20 protein-coding genes are annotated in these 22,983 nt (G+C 71.8%); 8 read left to right on the top strand and 12 right to left on the bottom strand.

What is annotated here, in order from left to right:
- The 5 genes from ACQP2Y_RS15920 to ACQP2Y_RS15900 are packed head-to-tail and all read right to left on the bottom strand — an operon-like array spanning position 1 to position 4,949.
- Complete coding sequence (locus ACQP2Y_RS15920) at positions 1-1,446, bottom strand: ATP-binding protein (protein ID WP_433728834.1); 1,446 nt, start codon at positions 1,444-1,446, stop codon at positions 1-3.
- Positions 1,443-2,132 carry a response regulator transcription factor gene (locus ACQP2Y_RS15915; RefSeq protein ID WP_433728832.1) on the bottom strand — a complete coding sequence of 230 codons (690 nt, stop codon included), beginning with the start codon at positions 2,130-2,132 and terminating at the stop codon, positions 1,443-1,445. Before ACQP2Y_RS15915 ends, ACQP2Y_RS15920 begins: the two co-directional genes overlap by 4 nt.
- Positions 2,129-3,289 (bottom strand): streptophobe family protein, encoded by a 1,161-nt coding sequence (locus ACQP2Y_RS15910; protein ID WP_433728830.1) that lies wholly within the window; start codon positions 3,287-3,289, stop codon positions 2,129-2,131. The genes ACQP2Y_RS15915 and ACQP2Y_RS15910 overlap by 4 nt, the downstream gene beginning before the upstream one ends.
- The gene (locus tag ACQP2Y_RS15905) at positions 3,289-4,044 is read right to left on the bottom strand and encodes an ABC transporter permease (protein ID WP_433728828.1); all 756 of its coding nucleotides are present in this window, start codon (positions 4,042-4,044) and stop codon (positions 3,289-3,291) included. Before ACQP2Y_RS15905 ends, ACQP2Y_RS15910 begins: the two co-directional genes overlap by 1 nt.
- Positions 4,041-4,949, bottom strand: coding sequence for an ABC transporter ATP-binding protein (locus ACQP2Y_RS15900; protein WP_433731967.1), 909 nt, complete (start codon positions 4,947-4,949; stop codon positions 4,041-4,043). The genes ACQP2Y_RS15905 and ACQP2Y_RS15900 overlap by 4 nt, the downstream gene beginning before the upstream one ends.
- Before the next feature lie 749 nt (positions 4,950-5,698).
- Between ACQP2Y_RS15900 and ACQP2Y_RS15895 the strand changes: the two genes are divergently transcribed.
- The 4 genes from ACQP2Y_RS15895 to ACQP2Y_RS15880 all read left to right on the top strand — a co-directional run bounded on the left by ACQP2Y_RS15895 (position 5,699) and on the right by ACQP2Y_RS15880 (position 10,730).
- Entirely contained in the window at positions 5,699-6,505 is an 807-nt protein-coding gene (locus ACQP2Y_RS15895) for an alpha/beta fold hydrolase (protein WP_433728826.1), read from the top strand.
- A gap of 389 nt (positions 6,506-6,894) precedes the next feature.
- The gene (gene hemC, locus ACQP2Y_RS15890; protein ID WP_433728824.1) at positions 6,895-7,836 is read left to right on the top strand and encodes a hydroxymethylbilane synthase; all 942 of its coding nucleotides are present in this window, start codon (positions 6,895-6,897) and stop codon (positions 7,834-7,836) included.
- 93 nt (positions 7,837-7,929) lie between these two features.
- The gene (locus ACQP2Y_RS15885) at positions 7,930-9,579 is read left to right on the top strand and encodes a hypothetical protein (protein ID WP_433728822.1); all 1,650 of its coding nucleotides are present in this window, start codon (positions 7,930-7,932) and stop codon (positions 9,577-9,579) included.
- A 101-nt stretch (positions 9,580-9,680) separates the two neighbouring features.
- Complete coding sequence (locus tag ACQP2Y_RS15880) at positions 9,681-10,730, top strand: carboxypeptidase-like regulatory domain-containing protein (protein ID WP_433728820.1); 1,050 nt, start codon at positions 9,681-9,683, stop codon at positions 10,728-10,730.
- Positions 10,731-10,745: 15 nt separating this feature from the next.
- Here ACQP2Y_RS15880 and ACQP2Y_RS15875 read toward each other — a convergent pair whose 3' ends face one another.
- Genes ACQP2Y_RS15875 through ACQP2Y_RS15865 form a run of 3 tightly spaced genes read right to left on the bottom strand, consistent with a single transcriptional unit; the run spans position 10,746 to position 17,565 of the window.
- A complete protein-coding gene (locus tag ACQP2Y_RS15875) occupies positions 10,746-11,174 on the bottom strand; it encodes an OsmC family protein (RefSeq protein WP_433728818.1) in 429 nt (142 codons plus the stop codon).
- A 45-nt stretch (positions 11,175-11,219) separates the two neighbouring features.
- Positions 11,220-11,756: a hypothetical protein gene (locus ACQP2Y_RS15870; protein WP_433728816.1), complete on the bottom strand. Its 537-nt coding sequence runs from the start codon at positions 11,754-11,756 to the stop codon at positions 11,220-11,222.
- A 31-nt stretch (positions 11,757-11,787) separates the two neighbouring features.
- Entirely contained in the window at positions 11,788-17,565 is a 5,778-nt protein-coding gene (locus ACQP2Y_RS15865) for a ThuA domain-containing protein (RefSeq protein WP_433728814.1), read from the bottom strand.
- Positions 17,566-17,706: 141 nt separating this feature from the next.
- Here ACQP2Y_RS15865 and ACQP2Y_RS15860 point away from each other — a divergent pair, with 141 nt between their 5' ends.
- Entirely contained in the window at positions 17,707-18,255 is a 549-nt protein-coding gene (locus ACQP2Y_RS15860) for a hypothetical protein (protein WP_433728812.1), read from the top strand.
- On the opposite strand, the gene ACQP2Y_RS15855 is transcribed toward ACQP2Y_RS15860, so the two are convergent.
- Entirely contained in the window at positions 18,151-19,041 is an 891-nt protein-coding gene (locus ACQP2Y_RS15855) for a LysR family transcriptional regulator (protein WP_433728809.1), read from the bottom strand. The two genes, ACQP2Y_RS15860 and ACQP2Y_RS15855, sit on opposite strands and share 105 nt — an antisense overlap.
- A 156-nt stretch (positions 19,042-19,197) precedes the next feature.
- Here ACQP2Y_RS15855 and ACQP2Y_RS15850 point away from each other — a divergent pair, with 156 nt between their 5' ends.
- From ACQP2Y_RS15850 to ACQP2Y_RS15840, 3 genes are all read left to right on the top strand, one after another.
- On the top strand, positions 19,198-19,932 hold the full coding sequence (locus ACQP2Y_RS15850; RefSeq protein ID WP_433731965.1) for an SDR family NAD(P)-dependent oxidoreductase: 735 nt from the start codon (positions 19,198-19,200) through the stop codon (positions 19,930-19,932).
- 51 nt (positions 19,933-19,983) lie between these two features.
- Positions 19,984-20,601, top strand: a complete 618-nt coding sequence (locus tag ACQP2Y_RS15845; protein ID WP_433728807.1) for an NADPH-dependent F420 reductase — start codon at positions 19,984-19,986, stop codon at positions 20,599-20,601.
- Between the two features lie 119 nt (positions 20,602-20,720).
- Entirely contained in the window at positions 20,721-21,425 is a 705-nt protein-coding gene (locus ACQP2Y_RS15840; RefSeq protein ID WP_433728805.1) for an alpha/beta fold hydrolase, read from the top strand.
- Here the strand turns inward: ACQP2Y_RS15840 and ACQP2Y_RS15835 are convergent.
- The 3 genes from ACQP2Y_RS15835 to ACQP2Y_RS15825 all read right to left on the bottom strand — a co-directional run bounded on the left by ACQP2Y_RS15835 (position 21,400) and on the right by ACQP2Y_RS15825 (position 22,947).
- A complete protein-coding gene (locus tag ACQP2Y_RS15835; RefSeq protein WP_433731963.1) occupies positions 21,400-21,579 on the bottom strand; it encodes a hypothetical protein in 180 nt (59 codons plus the stop codon). The two genes, ACQP2Y_RS15840 and ACQP2Y_RS15835, sit on opposite strands and share 26 nt — an antisense overlap.
- A gap of 93 nt (positions 21,580-21,672) precedes the next feature.
- Positions 21,673-22,524, bottom strand: coding sequence for a pyridoxal kinase PdxY (gene pdxY / locus ACQP2Y_RS15830; protein WP_433728803.1), 852 nt, complete (start codon positions 22,522-22,524; stop codon positions 21,673-21,675).
- A gap of 9 nt (positions 22,525-22,533) precedes the next feature.
- Entirely contained in the window at positions 22,534-22,947 is a 414-nt protein-coding gene (locus ACQP2Y_RS15825) for a nuclear transport factor 2 family protein (RefSeq protein ID WP_433728801.1), read from the bottom strand.
- Positions 22,948-22,983: the final 36 nt, after the last annotated feature.

Raw genomic sequence — 22,983 nt, 5'->3', positions numbered from 1 at the left:
CTACAAAGGCTGGGCCAGAAGGGGCAGCACAAGCCGGAAACAGGAGCCCGAGCCGGGCGACGTCTCCAGCTCGACGTCACCGCCGTGGGCCCGGGTGAGCGAACGCGCGATCGCCAGTCCGAGCCCGGCGTTGGCGCCGCCCAGGCGGTTCCGCGAGCGGTCGGTGCGGTAGAAGCGGTCGAAGACCCGGCCGGCCTGCTCGGCCGTCATCCCCGGGCCGCGGTCGGCGATCTCCAGCACGGCGCGGCCGTCGACCGTGCCCACCCCGATGCGTACGCCGGTGCCCGCCGGGGTGTGCGCGACCGCGTTGCCGACCAGGTTGGTGACCACCTGCCGGAGCCGGGCCTCGTCGGCGTCGACCGGGGCCGGGCCGGGCGGGCCGGTCCCACCGGGGCCGGTCAGCTCGACCGGCCGGGTCGCGTCCAGGGCGTGCAGGTCGTGCCGGGCATCGGTGGCCAGCGTCCGCAGGTCCATCGGGGCGCGGTCGAGCTGGGCCTCGGGCGCGTCGTCCAGCTCGGCGAGCAGCAGCAGGTCCTCGGTGAGCCGGGTGAGCCGGGTCGCCTCGCTGTCGATGCGGCGCATGGCCGCGTCGACGTCGGCCGGGGCGGCCAGCGCACCCATCCGGTGCAGGTCGGTCGAGCCCTTGATGACGAACAGCGGGGTACGCAGCTCGTGGCTGACGTCCGAGACGAACGTTCGCATCCTGGCCTCGGAGGCGGCCCGGTCGGCGAAGGCCCGTTCGAGCTGACCGAGCATCAGGTTGAGCGACGCCGCCAGGTGGCCGATCTCGGTGCCCGGCGAGGCGAGCGCGGGCACCCGCCGGGTCAGGTCACCGGCGGCGATCGCGGCCGCGGTGTGCTCGATGCGGCGCAGCGGACGCAGTCCCCGGCCGAGCGCGAACCAGCCCACCGCCGTCAGCGCCACCAGCAGCACGATCCCGCTGACCAGGGAGGTCGTGCGCAGCTGGGCCACGGTGGCGTCGGCCGCGGTCATCGGCGCCGCGGCGATCACCGTCCCGTTCCAGCCGGTGGTCCGGCGGGCGACGGCCCGCCAGCGGCCCGAGTCGTCGGCGGCGGGCAGGAAGACCGCGGAACCGTCGGTGGGGACCGTCCGCAGCTCGGCCGGCGGCGGCAGGCTCGCGGTGCTCAGCCGGGAGGTGTGCAGGCCGTCGGCGACCGCGCCGCCGGCGTCCAGGTAGACCAGGTAGGGCGCCCCGACCAGGTCGAGGGCCGGGTCGAGCAGGTCGGCCCGGGCGCCCGTGGTGCCCGGATCACGCGGCCCGCTGACCGGCAGGCGCGAGATCAGGGCGGTGAGCGAGCCCAGCTGGCTGTCGAGCCGGTCGACCTGGTAGTGCTCCAGGCGGTCGGAGACCACCGTGCCGACCAGGGCCAGCCCGGTCAGCAGCAGGGCCGTGGTGAGCAGCAGCAGCCGTACGCGCAGACTCACGGGCGCGGCTCCCGCATCACGTAGCCCACGCCGTGCACGGTGTGGATCAGCTTCGGTTCCTCGCCGTCGACCTTGCGCCGCAGGTAGGAGATGTACGTGTCCACGATGCTGGCGTCGCCGCCGAAGTCGTAGTGCCACACCCGGTCGAGGATCTGCGCCTTGGACACCACCCGCCCGGCGTTCTCCATGAGGTGGCGCAACAGCCGGAACTCGGTGGCGGACACCCGTACCGGCCGGCCGTGCCGCGTCACCTGGTGTCCCTCCACGTCCAGGGCCAGCGTGCCGACGGTCAGGACCCCGTCGTGGTGTCCGGCGGTGCGGCGCAGGATGGCCCGGATGCGGGCGATCAGCTCCTCCAGGTCGAACGGCTTCGTCACGTAGTCATCGGCGCCGAGCGACAGCCCGGTGATCTTGTCGGCCTGCCGGTCGCGCGCGGTGAGGAAGAGCACCGGCGTACGGTGCTCGCGCAGTTGCCGGACCACTTCGAAGCCGTCCATGTCGGGCAGCATCACGTCGAGCAGCACCAGGTCGGGCGGGTCCGCGATGGCCGAGGCGATCGCGTCGGCCGCGGTGGCCGCCGAGGTCACCCGGAAGCCCGCGAACCGCAGTGTCGCGGCGAGCAGTTCCCGGACGGTGGCCTCGTCGTCCACCACGAGCAGCCGTTCAGCCTCTTCCCGGGCAGTCATGCCCGCCAGCCTACGGAGGTCCGGCTCCGGACGGCGTCAACCAGCAGGCTTGCGGCGAAGCCGGCGACGGCACCGGCGCCGAGCCCGGCCGCCAGCGCAACCCACGGGCTCGCGGCCAGCCGCAGGTCGAGGACCGGGACAGCGATGATGAACGCCTGCACCCCCAGCTCCACGGACACCCGGGACAGCAGCGTCAGAACGACCAGCACGGCAGCGACCACCGGGGCGAACCGCACGGCGAGCCCGGCCGCCCGGCGCAGCGGGCCACCGGCCCGGTCTGCACCGGTACGCGCAGCGACCGCGACAGCGCAGGCGAGGAGCACAGCACCCGACAGGACCACGAGGGCACCGCGTCCGGGCGGCGACCAACCGCCGTCCACGACGCACGAGAGCATGCCGCCCGAGCTCAACGCCCACGGCACACCGAGCCCGAGCAGCAGCGCGCCGCCCACCACGAGCGGCAACGCGAGCAGCACCCCGCCGGCCACGGCCGGACCGCCGACCGCCCACGCCCCGAGCACACCCACGATGCCCGCCCCGGCAACCGGCCACCGCGCGGCGCGCAGCGTTCCCCCCACAGCCGGGAACCGGACGGCCAGCCAGCACAGCCCGACCACGGCCAGCGCCCCCACCGCCGCGCCGGCCACGGTGGGTCCGACGGCGGTGGAGAAGCCGGCCTCCAGCTTGTCGACGGAGGTGCCGGCAAACGGCGTACGGGTGCCCGAAGCGCACGCCCCCACTCCCCCGCCGGCTGCCCGGGCGCTGCCGGACGGCAGCGTCAGCGTTCCGCGCGCCGCCGCGGCCACCGCGCCGAGACCGGCCGTGCAGGCGACCGCCGCGGACGCGCCGCGGACCAGCAGCCCGGAACGGCCGCGGCCCAGCAGCAAAGTCCCGAGGACGACCGCGCCCACCAGGGAAACGCCGAGCGGTAACACCTCGATCCGGCCCTGCACCGCGATCGGCAGGCCGCCGGCCGGGGTGACGCCGACGTCGGCCGGACCGCCGGCCGCCATGGCGACGACCGCGGCGGTCAGGCGCTCGAGCCGGCCTCCTCGACCGGCGTCCAGCAGGAGCAGGCCGGCCGCCGCGGTGCCGGCCATGGCGAGCAGCGCCCCGGCCGCCGCGGCCAGCCCCCGGCCGATGTCGCGAGCCGTCATCACACGTCTCGGCGCCGCAGGACCACGAACGCGGCCACCAGCACACCGGCGACTCCCAGGCCCAGACCGGCCAGGTTCCACCACGGGTGCGGGAAGTCCGGGTCCGGGACCGTCGCGAGAGCGGCCGACCCACCCAGCGTCGGCCAGAAGTCGAACAGGCCGCTCATCCAGGACGGGAAGATGCCGGCCAGGGCGGGCACCAGGAAGATGATGCCCACCAGGGTGGCGAGCGCGCCCGCGGTGGCCCGCATGATCGTGCCGAGCCCGACGGACAGCAGCGCGATCAGGGTGAGGTAGAGACCGCCGGCGAGCACGGCACGCAGCACCCCGGAATCGCCGAGGCCGGCGTTCGGCACACCCTGGCGGTCGATCAGCGGCTGTCCGATCAGGAACGCGGCGACCATCAGCACCTGGCCGGCCACCACGGCGACAGCCGCGGCGATCACCACCTTGGCCGCCAGCACCCGGTGCCGCCGGGGCGTGACGGTCAGCGTGGTCCGGATCAGGCCGGTGGCGAACTCCGAGGTGACGACCAGGATGCCGAGCACCCCGATGATCAGCTGGGCCACGATGTACGCGGTCAGGCTGTGCGCCGTCGGATCCCAGGCGGCGCCGGCGTCGGCGTACGCCTCCCGGGCCGAGTTCGAGGACAGGGCGGTGATGCCCAGCCCGACGACGAGGAGGCAGACCAGCGTGTACCAGGTGGAGCGCAGGCTGCGGAGCTTGATCCACTCGGCCAGCAACGTGCGGCTCATGCGGGCACCCCCTGGTACTCGACGCTGTCCTTGGTCAAAGCCATGAAGGCGTCCTCCAGCGACGCCCGCTGCGGGGTCAGCTCACTGAGGACAACCCCGTGGTACGCGGCCAGCTTGCCGATGTCCTCGGCGGTCATGCCGGAGACCACGAGGGTCGACTCGAGCCCCTCCCGTACGGTCGCGCCCGCCGCCGACAGCCGCAGCGCGAGGGCATCCGGATCGCCCGCCCGCACCTGCACCGTGCCGCCCCCGGCGGCGTTCACGAGCTCACTCACCGACGTGTCGGCGATGAGCCGCCCCCGGCCGACCACGACCAGATGATCCGCGGTCTGGGCCATCTCGCTCATCAGATGGCTGGAGACCAGCACCGCGCGGCCCTCCGCGGCCAGCGAGCGCATGAGCTCACGGACCCAGCGGATGCCCTCCGGGTCGAGCCCGTTCACCGGCTCGTCGAAGATCAGCACCCGGGGGTCGCCCAGCAGGGCCGCCGCGATACCGAGCCGCTGCCGCATGCCGAGCGAGAAGTCACCGGCCCGCTTGCCCGCCGCGGCCCGCATCCCGGTCAGGTCGAGCACCTCACCGACCCGGCGCCGGGGCAGGCCGTTACTGGCCGCCAGCGCGAGAAGATGGTCGTAGGCCTTGCGCCCGCCGTGCACAGCGCCGGCGTCGAGCAGCGCGCCGACCTCGGTCAGCGGCACCGGGAAGTCGGCGTAGCGGCGGCCGTGGATCGTGACGGAACCCCGGTCGGGCGCGGCCAGGCCGACGATCATGCGCATGGTGGTGGTCTTCCCGGCGCCGTTCGGGCCGAGGAAGCCGGTGACCTGGCCGGCCTCGACGGTGAACGACAGGTCGTCCACCACGGTGTCGGGCCCGTACCTCTTGGTCAGGCCGCGTACCTCAATCATCGTCATGGCGGCGATGCTCGCCGACCCGGCTGGCCGCTTTCGCAGAGCTTCTGGGAGAACTCTGAGAGATCCGCCGGTCGGACCGGCCCCGGCGGCAGACCTCCCAGGAAACTTCCGGATCGCCGCCGCAGTCGTGCGGCCTGGTCGCCGGCGCCCGGATCCGGCGGACTAGAGCGAATCTGACGGATCATGGGCGGGCTCGGTCTGGGTTGGCGCGGAGCCAGATCATGATCGAGGCGATGGTCACGGTGGCGTGGTAGCGGTCGCGGAGCTTGATGCCCCTATGGATGTCAAGCGTTCGTTGGCAGGCTGGTGTGCGGCGTTGGCCGGGCGATGAGGTCGTAGAGCTCGCGCGCGACGTAGCGTTTGAGGCAGCGGATTGCTTCGCGTCTGGTCTTGCCTTCGCGGACGCGTCGGTCGACGTAGGCGCGGGTGCGCGAGTCCCAGCGGAGTCGTGCTGTGACGATCATGTAGGGGCGGAGTTGGGCGACCCAGGAATTGAATGCCCCGCCGGTAGGGTTATCACCCCCACCGATCGGGGGGTTGGCTGGATGGTCCGATGCCCAACCGGCTGAAAAGATCAACGCATGTCGATATATTCCCGACGCACTTTTGTCAAACTCGGTGCGGCCGCGGCCGCGGCCACGGCCGCCGGTGCAGCGGTCGCCGGCGTCCCCGGCCCGGCGCAGGCCGGCCGTGGGACCGCTGGCGGCCGTCCGAGGATCTCGCGCCTTCGCATCCGGACTTCCGTGGGCACCTTTGACGCGGTGGCCGCAGGGCCGAGGAGCGGCCGGAAGGTGCTACTCCTGCACGGCTTTCCCGAGTTCGGTATCGAGTGGGAGCACCAACTGCGCGGGCTGGCGGCGGCCGGCTACCGGGCCATCGCGCCTGACCAGCGCGGTTACTCGCCAGGGGTGCGCCCGTCCGCCGTCGGGGCTTATCAGCTCGAGCATGCGGTCTCGGATGTCGAAGCGATGGCCGACGCACTCGGGTGGCGGCGGTTCGATCTCGTCGGACATGACTGGGGCGCGGCGGTCGGATGGATCGCCGCTGCGCGCTATGGCGGCCGGGTGCGCAGTCTCGCGGCGGTGTCCGTGCCGCATCTCGGCGCATTCGCCCAGGCGCTGCGCGAGGATCCCGCGCAGCAGCAGAAGTCGGTATACATGGACACTTTTCGGCAACCCAGCCCAGGCCCGGAGAACACGATTCTCGCGGCCGGTCCGCCGACCCTACCCGGGGTTCCGGCCGAGAAGTGCGCCGAGTACTTCCGCCGGCTCTCCGAACCGGGTGCCCTGACCGCCGCCCTCAACTGGTACCGGGCCAACGACTTCGAGGGCTTCACCGAGACGGTGGCGGCGCCGACTCTGTTCATCGCCAGCACGCTGGACCCGTTCGTCGCACCGTCAGGCGTCCACGCTACGAGCCAGTGGGTCACCGGGCCCTATCGGCTGGTGAACCTCGAAGGGATCGGCCACAACGTGCCCGAACAGGCTGCTGACACGACAACCTCATTGCTTCTCGCGCATCTCAGTAACGTCGGCCGCACCGGCCCTTGATCCATTTCAGTCGGACATCCCAACAGCAACCGTCCTGCGAATCAGGTGCCGTCTGGCCGATCGGACGTTCACATCACCGAGGCGACGTCGGCTTCTGGCGTCCGTCGAGCGGGCGAGGGCGGCGGCGTGGCGGCTGTGCTTGACGGGTCACGCTGATTACTCACTGTCACGATCGAGCCTATGGTGATGCACCTGCCGAACGGAGTGGATCCATCTCGTCGCAGTCGCTTTACGCACCGGATCCGCCAACCTCGATGAGAATCCGCGCCACCGTGGTCTCGACGCACCTGTCGAGACCCGGTTCACGGATGTCGGCCGATGACATGATCATTGAGACATGAGCGGCGCCGCATCCCGTTAACGCGACAACTCGAACTAGCCTCGCCGGTATGTCCGACTCCCGCCTGTTGCGCATCGGTACCCGGAACTCCCCGATGGCTCTGGCCCAGGCCGAACGGGTCCGCGCGATGCTGGCCGCCCGGCATCCCGGGATCACCGTGGCGGTGCGGTCGATGTCGACCAGCGGCGACCGCTGGCTCGGCGACCTGGCCGCACTGGGCGGCAAGGGCGCGTTCACCAAAGAGGTGGACGCCGCCCTGGTCAATGGGGACGTGGACCTGGTGGTGCACTGCGTCAAGGACGTCCCCGGGGACCGGCCGGCCCCGGCCGGCACGGTGATGGCCGCCTACCTGGCCCGGGACGACGTCCGCGACTGCCTCGTACACCCGGCCGGGCTACGGATCGAGCAGCTGCCCGCCGGCACCCGGATCGGCACTTCCGCGGTCCGCCGGGTCGCGCAGCTGGCCCTGCACTGGCCGCACCTGGTGCCGGTGGCCATCCGGGGCAACGCGAACAGCCGGCTCGCCAAGCTCGACGCCGGCAACAAGTACGACGCCCTGTTGCTCGCGGTCTCCGGCCTGACCCGGATCGGCCAGGCGTCCCGGATCACCCATCCGATCGACGTGGACACGATGGTCCCGGCCGTCGGCTCCGGCACCCTGGTCCTGCAATGCCGGGAGGACGACGCGGAGACTCGTGAGCTGGCGGCCGGCCTCGGCGACCCGCGGGCCCGGCAGGAGACCGTCGCGGAACGAACGATGCTGCACATCCTGCAGGGCAACTGCCACTCCCCGATCGCGGCGCTGGCCCGCACCGAGCCCGACGGTCGGCTCGGCCTGCGGGCCCGGGTGCTCAGCCTCGACGGCAAGACCGTGCTGGACGTACACGAATGGGCGAGCGATCCGATCACCCTGGGGACGTCGGTGGCCGCGGCACTGCTCCGGCAGGGCGCACGCGACCTCCTCGAGCTGTCCGGCCACGGGTCGGCCTGATCCAGGTGTCCACAAGCGGATATCCGCCTCGACGATTGTTGCCGCTGCGTGGTTCTCTGGTAGCGGAACGTCGTTGCGCGACGGAGGTGGCGGATGCCGGTGCGGGAACGTGGGACCCCGGTCGTCGTGGGGCTGCTCCTGCTGGCGGCGCTCTTCCTGTCCATGATCGTCACGCCGTTCGTGTCGGTCGTCGCAGGCATCTGGCTGCTGGCGTGGTGGTGCCGCCGCCAGGTGCGGCTGGCCGCCGGGCCGGAGGGCGTACGCACCGGCCTGCGGTACCACCTCTGCGCCGTCGGGATCCTCTACCTGGTGCCGATCGGCATCGCCGCGACGTTCTACTGTCTCCTGGCGGCGTACCTGCAGCTGTTCGGTGACTCCATCGGCGCGGACCGGCTCGGCGCGATGCAGCGGACGTTCGAGGCGGTGTCCGGGTTCTTCGCCGACCGTCTCAAGTTGAGTGAACTTGCCGTCTTCGCCGGCCTGGCCGCCGTGTACCTGCTCACCTGCCTGCTGCTCGGCCGGCAGCCGAAGGAGCCGGACGCCGGCCGCGGATGGCGGTGGCGGGTCGCCTCCGCGGCGCAGCGGAGCACCGCGTTCTATACCCGGTTCAGCGGGCCGGCGGCGGCCGGGCTCGCCACCCTGGCCGCCTTCACCATGTTCGGCATGCACCTCGGCGTGCCCTCCGAGGACCTGCGCCTGCGGCTCAAGGTCGCGCAGCGCGGCTACGCGGAGGTGACCCGGCAGATCGAGGCCGACCTCAACCGGCGGGTCGCCGGCAAGCTCTGGGACAAGGTGTACGGGTCGCTGCCCCAGTCCTACCGGGACACCCTGAGCCAGGAGGCCGCGATCAGCGACCTGCTGGACAAGGTCCGGGCCGCCGCCGAGCAGGCCCGCACCACCCACGGTGTCAGCATCGCCGCCATCGACCGGATGGTCGCCGACGAGACGGCCCGGCGGAACCGGATCTGGATCACCCCGGCCGAGGTCCGGCTGCCGGCGCAGGGCCGCACGGAGCTGCCGAGGACAGTCACCCCGGAGCAGGTGGCCACCGCACGCGCGGCCGTGGGCGAATCCCCGCAGCCGGGCATCGACCTGGTCGTCGACGGCCGCCGGACCGTCACCCTGCAATTCGAGAAAGTGGTCAGCGAACGGATCGTCGCGCTCCTCAAGCCGTTCACCGAGGCGATGCCGATCCTCGATCCGCTGGTCCAGGCGTTCACCGAGGTCGCCGACACGGCCCTGCAGGAACGACTGGGCGCGGCGTACGACCGGCTGGTGAACGCCGCCCTGTCCGGGCGCGGCCGGAGCGGGCCCGGCGGAAGCGGAACCGGTCAGCCGGACGTGGCCGAGGAGGCCCGGGTCATCGTCGAGCAGACCGACGTGACCCGGGCGGTCGAGCGGGCCGTGCCGGACGCCGAACGGGCCGCCACGACCCGCCGAATGCTGATGGCGTCGTTGTCGGCCGGTAGCGCCACGATCGACCGTACGGTGGCCGAGACGCTGGCCCGCCGCACGCCCCCGCGACCGCGCCCCGGCAAGCCCGGCGACCTGAAACTGCTGCCGCTCAAGCCGTTGCCGCCGCTGGAGCTGCCCAGGCTGCCCCTGCCGGCGCCGCCACCGCGGATCTACGACTACGGCGTGCCGGGATACCGCCCCGGCCCTGGCTACCGCCCACCACCGCGGTACCTGCCGCCGCCCCGTCCCCCGGTCCGCCCGCCGGTCCGGATCATCCCGTTCTTCTGACCGCGGCCCGGGCGCTGAGTCGCGCGAGCCGCCCGCGACAGGGCATAGTGGCCCGCGGCGTCATCGACTGGTGTCGCTTGCCGTGAAGAAGGTGGTTCGACGTGACGAGCTCACGGGCCCGGCTGATCCGTGCCGCGGCGCCGGTGGCGCTGGCCGGGGCGATGCTCGCGGGGTACGCGGCGCCCGCAGCGGCCGCCCCTCCGGCCATCCGCATCCTGCGCGTGTCGTCGGAGAGTGTGCCGTCCGGCGGGACGGTCCAGGTGCGGTTCGAGGCCACGAACAACAACCAGCGGACCGAGAAGGTCTTCGTGGCTGTCTCCGGTGGACTGCGCTGCACCGCCGGATGTGCCGCGGCCCCGGATCTCGGACCCGGCAAGAGCCGGACCTTCGAGGCCACGGTCGTCGCCCCGAAGGTAGGCCCCGGCGAGGAGAGCGGGCGCAACCTCGCGGTCAGCGTACGGATCGGTACGCAGACCGCCTTCGACCACAAGATGATCATCGTGCGGGGCGGGAACACGCCGTCGTCCTCGGCGGTGAGCCGGGTTTCCGGCCGGGTCCGCGACGCCGACGGCAAGGCGATCAGGGACGCGAGCCTGACAGCCCGGGACAGCGCCGGGCACGAGTACCGGACGACCAGCGACGGGAAGGGCCGGTTCTCGATCAAGGCGAGCGACAGCAAGCCGATCGCCGCCGGCCCCATCACGGTCGTCGCGGACAAGGACGGCTACCGCACCGCTCGCGCGACCGTGCAGGGCACCGCCCGCGGCGCGACCGTACGGCTGGTCCTGACCGCCCTGCCCACCCCCACCAAGACGTCACCGTCGCCCACCGCCGCGGAGAGCACACCCGCAGCGGCCGAGAAGCCCGCGCCGAAGGCCAGCCTGGCCGGGGTGGTGCCGCCGGCCGCCAGGACCGCCGGCGACGACGGCAGCGGTTCGCTCATGTTCACCCTGATGGGCGGGCTCCTGGTCGCCGCGGGCCTGGGCACGCTCGTGCTGATGCTGATCCGCCGGCGGAAGCGCCCCGCTGATCCGGACCTGCAGTCGACCCAGGTGATGGCGGCGCCGGCCGGTGGCGGCATGGCCGACGCGCCGACCACGGTGCTGCGCGCCGTGCCGCCGCACAATCCGTACGGCGGACGGGCGCGGTAGCGGCTCCTTGACGGGTCAGGAGAGCTGGTAGGTCGACACCGGCGTGCCCAGCTCCACGGTGCGGGTGACAGTGCACAGCCGGTCGTGCGACTGCTGAATCAGGCGCGGCACGATCTTCCGCGCCTGGTCCCCGTCCGTCCCCGGCGGGAACTCGATGTCGAACTCGACCTCGAGGTTCTCCATCCGGTTGGCGCCGCCCTCGTCGCGTACCTTGTCGCCGCGGACCCGGACCACGAACCGGGCCGGCTCCGCCCGGCGGCTCGCGACGAGGTCCACGTCGATCGCGGTGCACCCGCCCAGCGCCGCGAGCAGCAACTCCACCGGCGTGAACCGGTCGTCGTCCCCGGTGCCCAGTTCGATGACCCCGCCCCGCACGTTGCGCACGTCGTACGCGCCGGCCCCGGTCCGCTCGATCTCCACCGATCGCAGGCTTTCAGCTGTCATGCCGAGCGACGCTACCCGCCCGGGCCCTGCTCGCCGTCGGGGCCGTCAGGTCCGGGCTCTGCGGCGGCGAACCGTCAGCACCACCGTCGCGGCGATCGCCAAGGCGGCGAGGACACCGAGCAGGACCGGCCACCACCGCCACGACGACGCGTTGTCCACCGGCCCGCCCGGTTTCGCCGCGGCGACCGGCGCGACCTGCGCCGGAGCCGTCTGGGCGGCCCTGGCCCGCACCTCGACGGTCGCCTTGCCCGCGTGCGGCTTCGGCGCGGTGACCGTCACCTGCCATTTGCCGGGAGTCAGGATCGGACCGCTGGAGTAGAAGCCCTGCCCCTCGCCGGCCGGTTCGAGCTGCACCGGCCCGACGGTCCGACCGCCCGCGGCGGTGGCGGTGAGGACCAGCCGGACCAGGGTGTCCAGCCGGTGCCCGTCGCCGTGGCGGGCCTGCACGGTGATGCCGGTGGCGCCGTCGCCGGCGACCTCCAGTTTGAGTTTTCCGGTGTGCCCCCACGCCGGGCCGGCCGCCGGCAGGAGTGCCAGCAGCAGACCGGCGAGGACGGCGGCCGCTCCACGGGTACGACGCATCAAGCTGTTCCTTCCTGCGCGGCGGACGGCGTCAGAGGGGGCGGTCCGGGGAGATCCGGGTGGGGTCCGCGGCGAGCCGGCCGGCCCCGGTGACCGGCTTGCCGTCGTTGGCCCGTACCCCGGCCTTGCTGGCCGTGCCGCCGAGCCGCTCGGTCATCGCGTCGGCGTCGCGGAGCAGGGTGTCCCGCACGTCGGTGTCGGTGACCAGCGCGGCGTCGTTGACGAGCGTCTTGAAGGTGGCCAGCTGCCGCACGGCCCGCTCGTCCTCGCCGGCCGCCTCCGAGACCCGGATCGTGTCCAGTCTCGTGGAGAGCTGCCGGTGGGCCTTGGTGGAGAGCCGTCCGGTCGCCTTGAACCGGTCCAGCAGGTTCTGCATGTCCCGGAACGAGGTGGTGACGAAGAACCGGACCGTCGTGGAGGTGCTGTTGCCGGCCTTGTCGGTCGCGGTCACGGTCAGCTCGTGCAGGCCGAGCGGCAGCTCGTACAGCGCCTGCAGGGAGCCGCTGGTGTACGCCCGCCCGTTGAGGGTGCCGGTGGTGGTCTGGATGCCGGAGGTCGGGTCGACCGCCTGCCACGAGGTGCGGATGTCCTGGCTGTCGCCGTACAGCTGACCGTTGGCCAGCCCGGAGACCAGCAGGGTCGGCTTGGTGCCGTCGATCCGGATGATCCCGGACTTGAGCGTCTCGGCGTTGCCGGCCTTGTCCCTGGCCCGGTAGAGCAGCTCGTGCTCGCCGTCCCCGGTCACGTCCACCGGCGCGGTGTACGGCGTCCAGGCACCCCCGTCCAGCGACCACTCCAGCAGCGCCACCCCGGATCCGGCGTCGGCCGACTTCAGCACCACCGGGACGGTCCCGTTGTGCCAGCCGTTGTCGTTGGCCGGGGCGAACTGGGCCGAGGTGACCGGCGCCGTGCTGTCGATCTTGACGGTGACCGACTTCGCCGGCTCCACGTTGCCGGCCGCATCGGTCGAGCGGAACCGCACCTCGTGGGTGCCGTCACCACTCACCGGCACCCCGGCGGTGTACGCCGTCCAGGCGGTGGCGTCGTCGAGCTGGTACTCGGTGCCCGCCACCCCGCTGCCACCGGTCTCGTCGGCCGCGGTCAGGGTGACCGTGACATTGCCGGTGTACCAGCCCTCGACCGGCGTTCCGGACACCTTGGCGGCGGTCACCGGGGCGGTGGTGTCGGCGTCCTCGGCGCTGATCCGGAAGTAGTCGAACGCGACGGTCTTCGAGGCGGTCTGGGCGGCGCCGAGGCTGTACAGCCCCACCTTCGGGGTGGCCCCGACGGCGGCGTTGGTCAGCGGCTCGAACGTCGTCCATTCCGTGCCGTCGGCCGAGTACGCGGCGGTGTAGGTGTTGCCCACCCGGGCCAGCCGCAGATGCCACACCGCCGAGGTCAGACTGCCGGCCTGGGGTTGCGGGTCCTGCACCGCGGCACCGATCTCGCTGCGGAACTCGATCCGCCGGCTGACCGGCTGGCCCGCGGCGTTGTCGGCGACGAAGTCGAGCTTGACGTAGTTGTCGTCGTCGCCGTACACGAGCAGCCCGGCCTGCTGGTACTGCTCGTCCAGCAGGCTTGCGTCGACCTTGGTCTGCAGGGTCCAGTCGCCGGCCGGCGCGGTCTGCAGGACGAAGTTCGTCGGCCCGGTGTTGCCGCCGGTGTAGATGTCGCCGTCGGGCACGTCGATGCGCAGTGCCCCGTCGGTGACCCGGTAGGCCGCCGGGTCCTCCCGGACGATCGCGTTCCACCGGCACTTGTCCAGCTCCGCGCCGGTGAACTCGTCCGACGGAACGACCGGTTCCGCCGGGGCGTCCGGCGTGAACTGGAACCAGTCGAACGCCGCGTCCACCACCGGCGCGGTGGTGCCGCCGTTGAGGGCGAAGACGCCGACACGCGGGTTCTCGATGCCGGCCAGCGCGGCGGCCCGGCCGACCGGCGTGAAGGTCCGGCCGTCGGCGGAGGCTTCCGCGGTCAGGTTCGTCCCGTCACTGGTGAGCCGCAGGTACACCACGTCACCGGCGGGCGCCGCGGTGCTGTCGCCGCTCTCGTTGCGCGGGCTCGCGGCGGTCTCCCGGATGAACTCCACCGTGCGGGCGCCGTTGTAGAGCAGGTCGAGCTTGGCGTAGTTGTCGTCGTCGCCGTACACGATCAGGCCGGCCTGCTGGTAGGTCGCGGTGATCGGCACGGAGATCTTGGTGGTGGCCTGCCAGGCGCCGCCGGGCGCCGCTTGCAGGACGAGGTTGGTGGCGTCGTTGCGGGTGCCGTAGAGGTCACCCGAGGCGGTGGGCAGCCGCAGCGTGCCGTCGGCGACCGAGTAGAGCTGGTTCTCCCGGACCACCGTCCAGCGGTCACGCTCCAGCGCGCTGCCGAGGAAGTCGTCCGAGCGGGCCCCGAAGCAGGAGGTGTTCGGCGCCTCGACCTTGACCGGCACGTTGGCGTACGACTTGGCGCCGCGGCTGTCGGTGACGGTCAGGGTAGCGGTGAAGGTGCCGGGCACCCGGTACGTGTGACTGGCGTCCAGGGTGGTCGCCGTACCGCCGTCGCCGAAGTCCCAGGCGTACGTGAGCGGGGTGTCGCCTTCGGCGTCGGTGGCCGTACCGTCGAACGCGACGGTGACCGGCGCGGTGCCGGCGGCCGGAGTCGCGACCGCGCTGACCGTAGGGGGCGCGTTCTCGGTGACGCCGCGACCGAGGAAGTCCAGCCAGTTCACGTTGAACAGCGATCCCGTCCCGGCGGCCGGGTCCCGGGCGACGAAGAACAGCGAGTCCGCGTTGGTGCCGGTGACCGGTGCGGTGACGTCGATCCAGGTCTGCCAGCCGCCGGTGCCCGGCACGTCGACCGTGGCGACCAGCGGGCCGTCGGCGGCGTCGGCGCGTACCTCGATCCGGCCGCCGGCCGCGGCCGACGCGACCCGGAAGCGGATCGACTCGATGCCGGTCAGGCTGGCCGGATCCAGCGACCACCAGTCGCCGTCCTCGATGAAGCCGATGTTCTGGCCACCGCCGGCCGGGTCGCTGCCGGTCTCGCGGCCCACGCCCGGGTCGCCGCCGCCCACGCCGCCGGGCACCCGGCCGGTGCCGGTGTAGTACTCGGCCTGCTTGCGCTTGGGCTGCAACCGCTCGATCGCCCGCCCGGTGAGCGGGCCGGCACTGCCCGAGCCGCCGTCATCGGTGTAGGTGGCCTCGAAGACCGCGAAGACGTTGGCCTCCGCGCCGTGGCCCGAGGCGAGGGTGGTCTGCACGGTGCCGGTGCAGCCGGTGTGCTGCTCCAGCGGGTGGGCGTGCTCGTCGTGGCCGAGCAGCACCTGCAACCGCACCCGGTCGCAGTCGATCTCGCCGTCCTCCGGGTCGGTGACCTTGATCGTGTACCGGACCTGGTCACCCCAGTCGAAGAAGCCGCCGTCGGGCGGGAACTCGATGGAGACCGTCGGCGCGGTGTTGCCCACCGTCACCGGCACGTTGGCCACCGCGGTGCGTTCCTTGGGGTTGGTCACGGTGAGCTGGGCGGTGTAGTTGCCCGCCGTGGCGTACGTGTGGGTCGGGTTGGCCTCGGCCGAGGTGCCGCCGTCGCCGAAGGTCCAGGCGTAGGTCAGCGCACCGCCGTCCGGGTCGCGGGAGCCGGCACTGGAGAACTGCACGGTCAGCGGCGCCGGCCCGGAGGTCGGGGTGGCGGTGGCGGCCGCGATCGGAGCCCGTTCACCGGCGATGTAGTCGATCCGGTAGATGCCGGAGTCGTCGTTGTTGCCGCCGAAGCCGGTGCCCCATTCGATCATGTACATCGCGCCGTCCGGGCCGAACTCGAAGTCCATCGGCCGGATGAAACTCATCCCGGACAGCAGCTGGTTGATGTCGACCAGGGACCGGCCGTCGGCGGTCACCTGCATCGTGTACATCTTCGACTGGTTCCACTCGCCCAGCAGCGCCTTGCCGTCGTAGTAGGCGGGCCACTTGCGGGCGGAGTTCAGGTCCGCGTCATAGCGGTAGACCGGGCCGCCCATCGGGGCGCCGCCACCGCCGATCTCGGGGAAGCGGGGGTTGCCGCCGTAGTCGTAGTCGACCGTGGCGCTGACGGCCGGCGGCAGCGTGGTGAGACCGGTGTTGTTGGGTGAGTTGTTGACCGGCGCCGCGCAGTTGAACTTCGCCCCGCTCGGGCCGGACGGGAACTGGTAGTCGTTGTACGCGTAGTTCGCGCCGATGCAGTACGGCCACCCGAAGTTGCCCGGGGCGGCGACGATGTTCCACTCCACCGTCCCTTCCGGACCCCGGTCGGGATTGGTGGCGCTGGCGTCCGGCCCGTAGTCGGCGACGTAGAGGGTGTTGGTGGCCGGGTCGACGCCGATCCGGAACGGGTTGCGGAAGCCCATTGCGTAGATCTCCGGGCGGGTCTGCGCGGTGCCCGCCGGGAAGAGGTTGCCCGCCGGGACGGTGTACGACCCGTCGTCCTCCGGGTGGATCCGCAGCACCTTGCCGCGCAGGTCGTTGGTGTTGCCGGCGCTGCGCTGGGCGTCGTAGTCCTGCCGCCCGGCGCGCTCGTCGATCGGCGTGAACGCGTCCGACTCGAACGGGTTGGTGTTGTCCCCGGTGGCCAGGTAGAGGTTGCCGGCGTTGTCGAAGGTCATGCTCCCGCCGGCGTGGCAGCAGGTGTTGCGCTGGGTGGTGACCTGCAGGACGACCTTCTCGGTGGCCGGGTCGATGGTGTCGCCGGTGACGGTGAAGCGGGACAGCAGGTTACGGGCCACGCCGTCGTTGCGGGCGTAGTAGAGGTAGACCCAGCCGTTGGCCGCGAAGTCGGGGTCGAGCCGGATGCCGATCAGGCCGTCCTCGTTGCCGGTGAAGACGTCCAGGTCGACCGCGGTGACGGTGGTGCCGGTGGCGGGCTTGATGATCCGGACCCGGCCGTCCCGCTCGACGTAGAACACCCGGCCGTCGTCGGCGATGTCCAGTTCCATCGGGTTGCTGGTGTTGCTGTCCAGGGTGATCTTCTCGAAGCTCTCGGTCAGCGAGGCGCCGCAGTCGGCGTCCAGCTGCCCGGCCGCGGTCCGGATGCCGCCCAGCAGGTGGGAGAGAAAGGCCGGATCGGAGTACGACTCGATCGTGTGGCCGCCGCCGGTGTACCAGGCCCGTCCGCCGTCGTAGTCCCGGCACCACGCGGTCGGGTGGTCGGCGCCCATCGCCCCGGCGCCCGGGGTGTAGCTGGTCTCGTCCAGGCTGGCCAGCACGTGCACGTCACCGCGCGGGTTGGACCGGAAGTTGTACCACTCGTCGAACCGGGACCAGCGCTCCGGCAGCCCGGCCGTGGACGGGTGGGCGTGGTCCTCCACCTTCACGGTCGCCTGCTGGTTGGCCGGGTGGCTGGCGAAGTACGCGCCGACCAGCTCGCCGTACCAGGGCCAGCTGTACTCGGTGTCGGAGGCGGCGTGGATGCCCGCGTACCCGCCGCCGGCCTTGATGTAGCGCTCAAAGGCGGCCTGCTGACCGGGGTCGAGGACGTCGCCGGTGGTGGAGAGCCAGATCACCGCGCGGTACTTGGCCAGGTTGGCGTCGGTGAAGGCGGCGCCGTCCTCGGTGGCATCGACGGTGAAGCCGTTGTCGGCGCCGAGCTGCTTGATGGCGGCGATCCCGGCCGGGATGGCGTCGTGCCGGAAGGCGGCGGTCTTGGAGAAGACCAGGACGGAGTACGGCTCCGGGTCGGCCGCGGCGGCATGCGCGGCCGAAGGCCCACTGAGGACACTCACCACCAGGGCCAACGCGAGAGAGGCGGCAGTCAGCAGCCGGCGTCTGAGGTGGCGAGGGCGTGGACGGGACACGTGTTTCTCCTTGTCCTGGGTGGACAGCGGTCGCTCGCCACAACCCACGTATCGAGATTTGTTGATTCCCTGTACAAATTAGGGCCTGCCCGCCGGATGTCCAGCAAGAGTTCGGCGTGTAACGGTTTGGTAACCTAGCGCGTGCGCAAGATCTGGTACGCCGTGGCGCTGTTCCTGCTCGTGGCGGGCCTCTTCGGTCTGCGCCACGTCTCGCCGAGCACACCGCGGCCCGAACCCGAGGCGCTGGAGGTGCGCTTCCCCGGCTCGTCGGCGGCCCCGGGCACTGTCGTCGTCCGGCACGCCGGTGAGCACGCGATCTGGGCCAGCGGCGACCCCGCGCGCGACGCGAACCGCTGCCAGGTCACCGCACCGGCGGGCCCGCCTGTGCCCGTCAGAGCGGCCTCGAGGCGGGTCGTCTGGGTGATCCGGGCCGAGGACGACGCGGCGTACACCTGGATCGCGACGTTCGAGGCGGCCCAGCCGGGCACCTACGGTCTCCGGTGCACTCCGGACCCGGAGGCACCCGGCGCGGCGTACCACGTCACGGAACGCCCGGCCGCCGGCCCGGCCATCGGGCTGGGGCAGTCAGTTGCCGAGCTGCCACATTTCGTAGTTTCCGCATTCTGCTGTGATCTCGGCGGTCGTGTGGGCGGCGGAGAAGAAGTCGTCGACCACCGGCGAGGTCCGTGATTCCGCCACCGCGAGGCACACCTGGTCGGGCGCCAGATCCGGGACGGGGACAAAGCTGACTTCCGGGTGTGAGTAGAAAACTGTCGCCGAACGGGCCAGGAACGAGATGCCCCGGCCGGCCGCGACATGCTCGAGCGTCTCGTCCACCCCGCGCACCAGGTACCCGGCGTTGGGGTGGGCGCGCCTGGTGGGCTGCGGGCTCGGGTCCGCGGGCCAGAGCAGCGGCTCGCCGGCCAGGTCGGCCTCGGTGATCTGCTCCTTGCCGGCCAGCGGGTGGCCGGCGGGCAGCACCGCCACCCGGGGCTCGGCGTACAGCGGGGTGACGCGCAGGCCGGCCTCGTCGATGGGCAGCCGCACGTAGGCGACGTCGATGCGGCCGTCGAGCAGCATCGCGGCCTGGTCGTCGGCCTCGATGCGCTGCACGTCCACCAGGACGTCCGGATGCCGGGTGGCGAACTCCCGGATCGCGGGGGTGACCGCGATGCCGGCCCGGAAGCCGACCATGAGCCGCCGGCTGCCGCGCGCGGCCACGGTCACCCGGCGGCGGACCGCGTGCGCGGTGGCCAGCAGCGGGCCGGCGTCGTCCAGCAGCTGCCGGCCGGCGTCGGTCAGCGCCACGCCGTGGCTGTCCCTGGTCAGCAGCGGGGTGCCGAGATCGTGCTCCAGCGCGCGGATCTGCCGGCTGAGCACCGGCTGCGCGATGTGCAGCTCCTCGGCGGCCCGGCCGAAGTGCAGCTTGTCGGCGACCGCGACGAAGTAGCGCACCTTGCGCAGGTCCAGATCCATGGAGCCTCCCGGTCCGGCGATGTCCTGAGGGTATCGCAACGGCTGAAAGAGGTCTTGGACAACGAACTCGGGCCGATGGCACGCTCAAAAGACCTGATGGGCCGGAGCGAATTCGGTATCAGCAACAAATCGGCACGACAGGTGAATGGAGTCATCGTGGGAAAGCTCGAAGGCAAGGTTGCGGTAATCACCGGCGCGACCAGCGGGATGGCGCTGGCCGGGGCCAAATTGTTCGTTGATGAAGGAGCACACGTCTTCATTTCCGGCCGGCGCAAGGACGCGCTGGACGAAGCCGTCGAACTGATCGGCCGGAATGTCACCGGCGTGCAGGCCGATTCGGCCGACCTCGACGATCTGGACCGTTTGTTCGAGACGGTCAAGCAGGAAAAGGGCACAGTCGACGTGCTGTGGGCAAGTGCCGGGACAGGCGAGCAGAGCCGGCTCGGCGAGATCACCGAGAAGCAGTTCGATGCCGCCTTCTCGCTGAACGCGCGCGGCACGCTGTTCACCGTCCAGAAGGCGCTGCCGCTGCTCAACGACGGCGGCTCGATCTTCATGACCGGGTCGAACGCATCGCTCCGGGGCTACCCCAACTGGGGTGTGTACGCGGCGAGCAAGGCCGTGCTGCCCGCGTACGCACGGGTGTGGGTAGCCGAGTTGCGGGACCGGAAGATCCGGGTGAACGTGCTCACCCCCGGCCAGGTCGCCACGCCGGTGCTGGCCGAGGTCATGGACGAGCAGATGAAGGCGCAGTTCGAATCCGTGATCCCGCGGCGGGAGATGGGCCGGCCCGAGGAGATCGCCTCGGCCGCGTTGTTCCTCGCCTCGGACGACTCGAGCTACGTCAACGGCATGGAGCTGGTTGTCGACGGCGGCACCACAGTGATCTGAACGCGTCCCCCACTACCCACCGATCCGTCCACCAATAAAGGAAGTCACCTCATGACCACCATCAGCATCATCGGCTCGGGCTATATGGCCACCGCCATCGGCACCCGGGCGGCCAAGCACGGTCACACCGTCGAGCTCATGAGCCGCAACACCGCCAAGACTCAGGCACTCGCGGGCCAGATCGGCAACGGGGCCACCGTCGGCACGTTCGGCGCGAGGCCGGCGGGTGACATCGTCATCGTGGCCGTCCTGTACGCCGGCGCGGTGGACGCGGTCACGCACTACGGCGACGCACTGGCCGGCAAGACCCTCGTCGACATCACCAACCCGTTCAACGCCGACGCCAGCGGACTCGCGACCACCGCGGGCAACTCGGTGTCCCAGCAGATCGCCGCCGCCGCCCCGGAGGGCGCGCACGTGGTGAAGGCCTTCAACACGATCTTCGGCGGCGTTCTCGCCGGGGACAAGCCGCTGGACGCGTTCTTCGCCGGCGACAACGCCGAGGCCAAAGCCCGCGTCGCGGCGTTCCTGGAGAGCCTGGGCATGCGGGCCCTCGACGCAGGAGGCCTCGAAATGGCCCACGCCCTGGAATGGGCCGGCCTGCTCCTGGTGGGTCTGGCCCGCAACGGCGCCGGTTTCGACGTGGCCCTGGGCGCCGAGGCCCGCTGAAAGCACCCTCCGCGAGGCGGATGATCACGATCCCAGGGGGTCGGCCCGTCATCTGACGGATGCCACCGGTTGCCGGACGGTCGAAGAATGGACCCGTCAGCAGCTATGAGGAGGAAGTCATGTCGGAGAAGCTCACCGTCGTCCTGGTCCACGGCGCGTTCGCGGAGTCGGGCGGCTGGGGTCCGGTCGCGCAGCGGCTGCAGGCCGCCGGACACCAGGTGATCGCCGCGCCCAACCCGTTGCGCTCGGTCGCGTTCGACGCGGCGCAGGTCCGTGCGCTGGTCGATTCGATCAGCGGGCCGGTCGTGCTGGTCGGGCACTCCTACGGCGGCATGGTGATCAGCAAGGCCGCCGCCGGCGCGAGCAACGTCAAGTCGCTGGTCTTCATCGCCGCGTTCGCCCCCGAGGCCGGGGACAGCGCCGCCACCCTGTCGGGCAGATACCCGGGCAGCACGCTGGCCGAGACACTGCGCCCGGTCCCGCTGCCGGACGGCAACCAGGACATGTACGTCGCCCAGGAGCTCTACCGCCGGCAGTTCGCCGCCGACGTGCCGGAAGAGACCACCCGGATCATGGCCGCCACCCAGCGCCCGATCACTCTGGCCGCGCTGCAGGAGCCGGCCGAGGGTGAGCAGGCGTGGACGACGGTCCCGAGCTTCTTCCTGATCGCCGAGGCGGACAAGAACATCCCCGCCGCCGCGCACCACTTCATGGCCGAACGCGCCAAGGGCCAGACGGTGAGCATCGACGGCGCCTCTCACGCGGTCTTCGCCTCGCACCCGGCCGAGGTCGCCGACCTCATCCTGCAGGCGACCGACGCCTGACCCACCGCCCGGCGGACAGCCGGCTCGGCCCTGCGGCCGGGCCGGCTTCGACGCCGTCGTCTTCCTCGCGCGGAGCTAGGGCGCCGGCGTCCCACACCCACACGCGGTGGCCGGACGCGAGCCCGGTGACTCCGTCGCCGACCGCGTCGACCACCCCGGAACCGTCCTGATTCGGCACTCGCGGCGGAGCGATCCCGTCCGGCACGCCACGTCCGGCCCAGGCGCTGTCCTGGACCACCCGAGGAGCTCAGCGCACCTGCTCGGCCTTGAACTGCATGCGCGGCGTGGCGTAGAACTCCTGGGCCTGCACCAGCTGCAGCTCCCGCTCACCGGAGCGGTACGTGGTCTCGATCAGGTCGAAGATGCTGGAGGCCGTACGCTCCAGCGACACCGCCGCATCCTTGGTCGCCACGTAGTGGGCGGTGAACAGGGCGGCCGTGACGTCGCCGGACCCGTTCGCCTTGAACGGCAGGTGCGGGGTGTTCACGAGCCAGGCGCCGGCCGCGTCCACCACGAGCATCTCGATCGTGCCTTCGGCCCGGTCGGGGCGTTCCACGCTGGTGACCAGCACGGTCGAGGGTCCCATGGCCCGGGCGAGGTCGGCCGAGGCGAGGGTCGACTCGATGCCGGCCGGCTCGGTGCCGGTCAGGAAGCCCAGCTCGAACTGGTTCGGGGTGATGATGTCGGCCACCGGCACGACCCGGTCCCGCAGCAGAGCGGGGATCTCCGGCGCGACGAAGCAGCCGGACTTGGCGTTGCCCATCACCGGGTCGCACGCGTACAGCGCCGACGGGTTGGCGGCCTTCACCCGGCGGACCGCGTCGACGATGACGTCACCGATGCCGACCCCGCCCTGGTAGCCGGACAGCACGGCGTCGATCTGCGGGAACACGCCCCGCTCCTCGACGCCCAGCAGGATCTCGGCCACGTCCGACGGCGGGATGAGCGGCCCGCGCCAGGCGCCGTAGCCCGTGTGGTTGGAGAAGTTCACCGTGGGGACCGGGACGACCTCGACACCGAGCCGCTGCAGCGGGAACACGGCCGCGGAGTTGCCGACGTGGCCGTACGCCACCGCCGACTGGATGGACAGAACCTTCATCCCCCCAGCCTAGAGACCCTCCCGCGGCCCGCTGGACGCGACCGCCTCGCGCTGGATCTGCTCGAACTGCTCGGCCATCGCAGCGGCCAGGGCCTGGGCGGCGGACAGCGGGCGGACCATGACCGTGAACTCGTCGATCAGGCCGTTCTCGTCCAGGTGCAGGAAGTCGCAGCCCTCGACGGCGACGTCGCCGATCCGCGCCTCGAACACCAGGGCGTGGTCACGGCCGTCGTCGCCGCCCAGCTCACGCACGTACCGGAAGTCCTCGAACACCCGCAGCACGCCGCGCAGGATCGCCGCGGTGATGGCCTTGCCCGGATAGGGCCTGAACGCCACCGGGCTGCGGAACACCACGTCGTCGGCCAGGGTCGCCGCGATGGCGTCGGGGTCGCGTGCTTCCACCGCGGTCCGAAAGTCGATCACCACGCCAGCGTAGCGGCAGACCCTATGTAGAAAAAC

The organism is Actinoplanes sp. CA-051413 (assembly GCF_050955795.1).
In the GTDB taxonomy this organism is placed as follows: domain Bacteria; phylum Actinomycetota; class Actinomycetes; order Mycobacteriales; family Micromonosporaceae; genus Actinoplanes.
This window is presented reverse-complemented; position numbering and strand designations above follow the sequence as displayed.

Excerpts from the sequence above, each read along its gene's own strand:
- pdxY (WP_433728803.1), bottom strand. The coding sequence starts at position 22,524 with ATGAAGGTTCTGTCCATCCAGTCGGCGGTGGCGTACGGCCACGTCGGC.
- ACQP2Y_RS15840 (WP_433728805.1), top strand. The coding sequence starts at position 20,721 with ATGTCGGAGAAGCTCACCGTCGTCCTGGTCCACGGCGCGTTCGCGGAG.
- ACQP2Y_RS15910 (WP_433728830.1), bottom strand. The coding sequence starts at position 3,289 with ATGACGGCTCGCGACATCGGCCGGGGGCTGGCCGCGGCGGCCGGGGCG.
- ACQP2Y_RS15875 (WP_433728818.1), bottom strand. The coding sequence starts at position 11,174 with ATGACAGCTGAAAGCCTGCGATCGGTGGAGATCGAGCGGACCGGGGCC.
- ACQP2Y_RS15870 (WP_433728816.1), bottom strand. The coding sequence starts at position 11,756 with ATGCGTCGTACCCGTGGAGCGGCCGCCGTCCTCGCCGGTCTGCTGCTG.
- ACQP2Y_RS15915 (WP_433728832.1), bottom strand. The coding sequence starts at position 2,132 with ATGACTGCCCGGGAAGAGGCTGAACGGCTGCTCGTGGTGGACGACGAG.
- ACQP2Y_RS15885 (WP_433728822.1), top strand. The coding sequence starts at position 7,930 with ATGCCGGTGCGGGAACGTGGGACCCCGGTCGTCGTGGGGCTGCTCCTG.
- hemC (WP_433728824.1), top strand. The coding sequence starts at position 6,895 with ATGTCCGACTCCCGCCTGTTGCGCATCGGTACCCGGAACTCCCCGATG.
- ACQP2Y_RS15855 (WP_433728809.1), bottom strand. The coding sequence starts at position 19,041 with ATGGATCTGGACCTGCGCAAGGTGCGCTACTTCGTCGCGGTCGCCGAC.
- ACQP2Y_RS15905 (WP_433728828.1), bottom strand. The coding sequence starts at position 4,044 with ATGAGCCGCACGTTGCTGGCCGAGTGGATCAAGCTCCGCAGCCTGCGC.
- ACQP2Y_RS15900 (WP_433731967.1), bottom strand. The coding sequence starts at position 4,949 with ATGATTGAGGTACGCGGCCTGACCAAGAGGTACGGGCCCGACACCGTG.
- ACQP2Y_RS15845 (WP_433728807.1), top strand. The coding sequence starts at position 19,984 with ATGACCACCATCAGCATCATCGGCTCGGGCTATATGGCCACCGCCATC.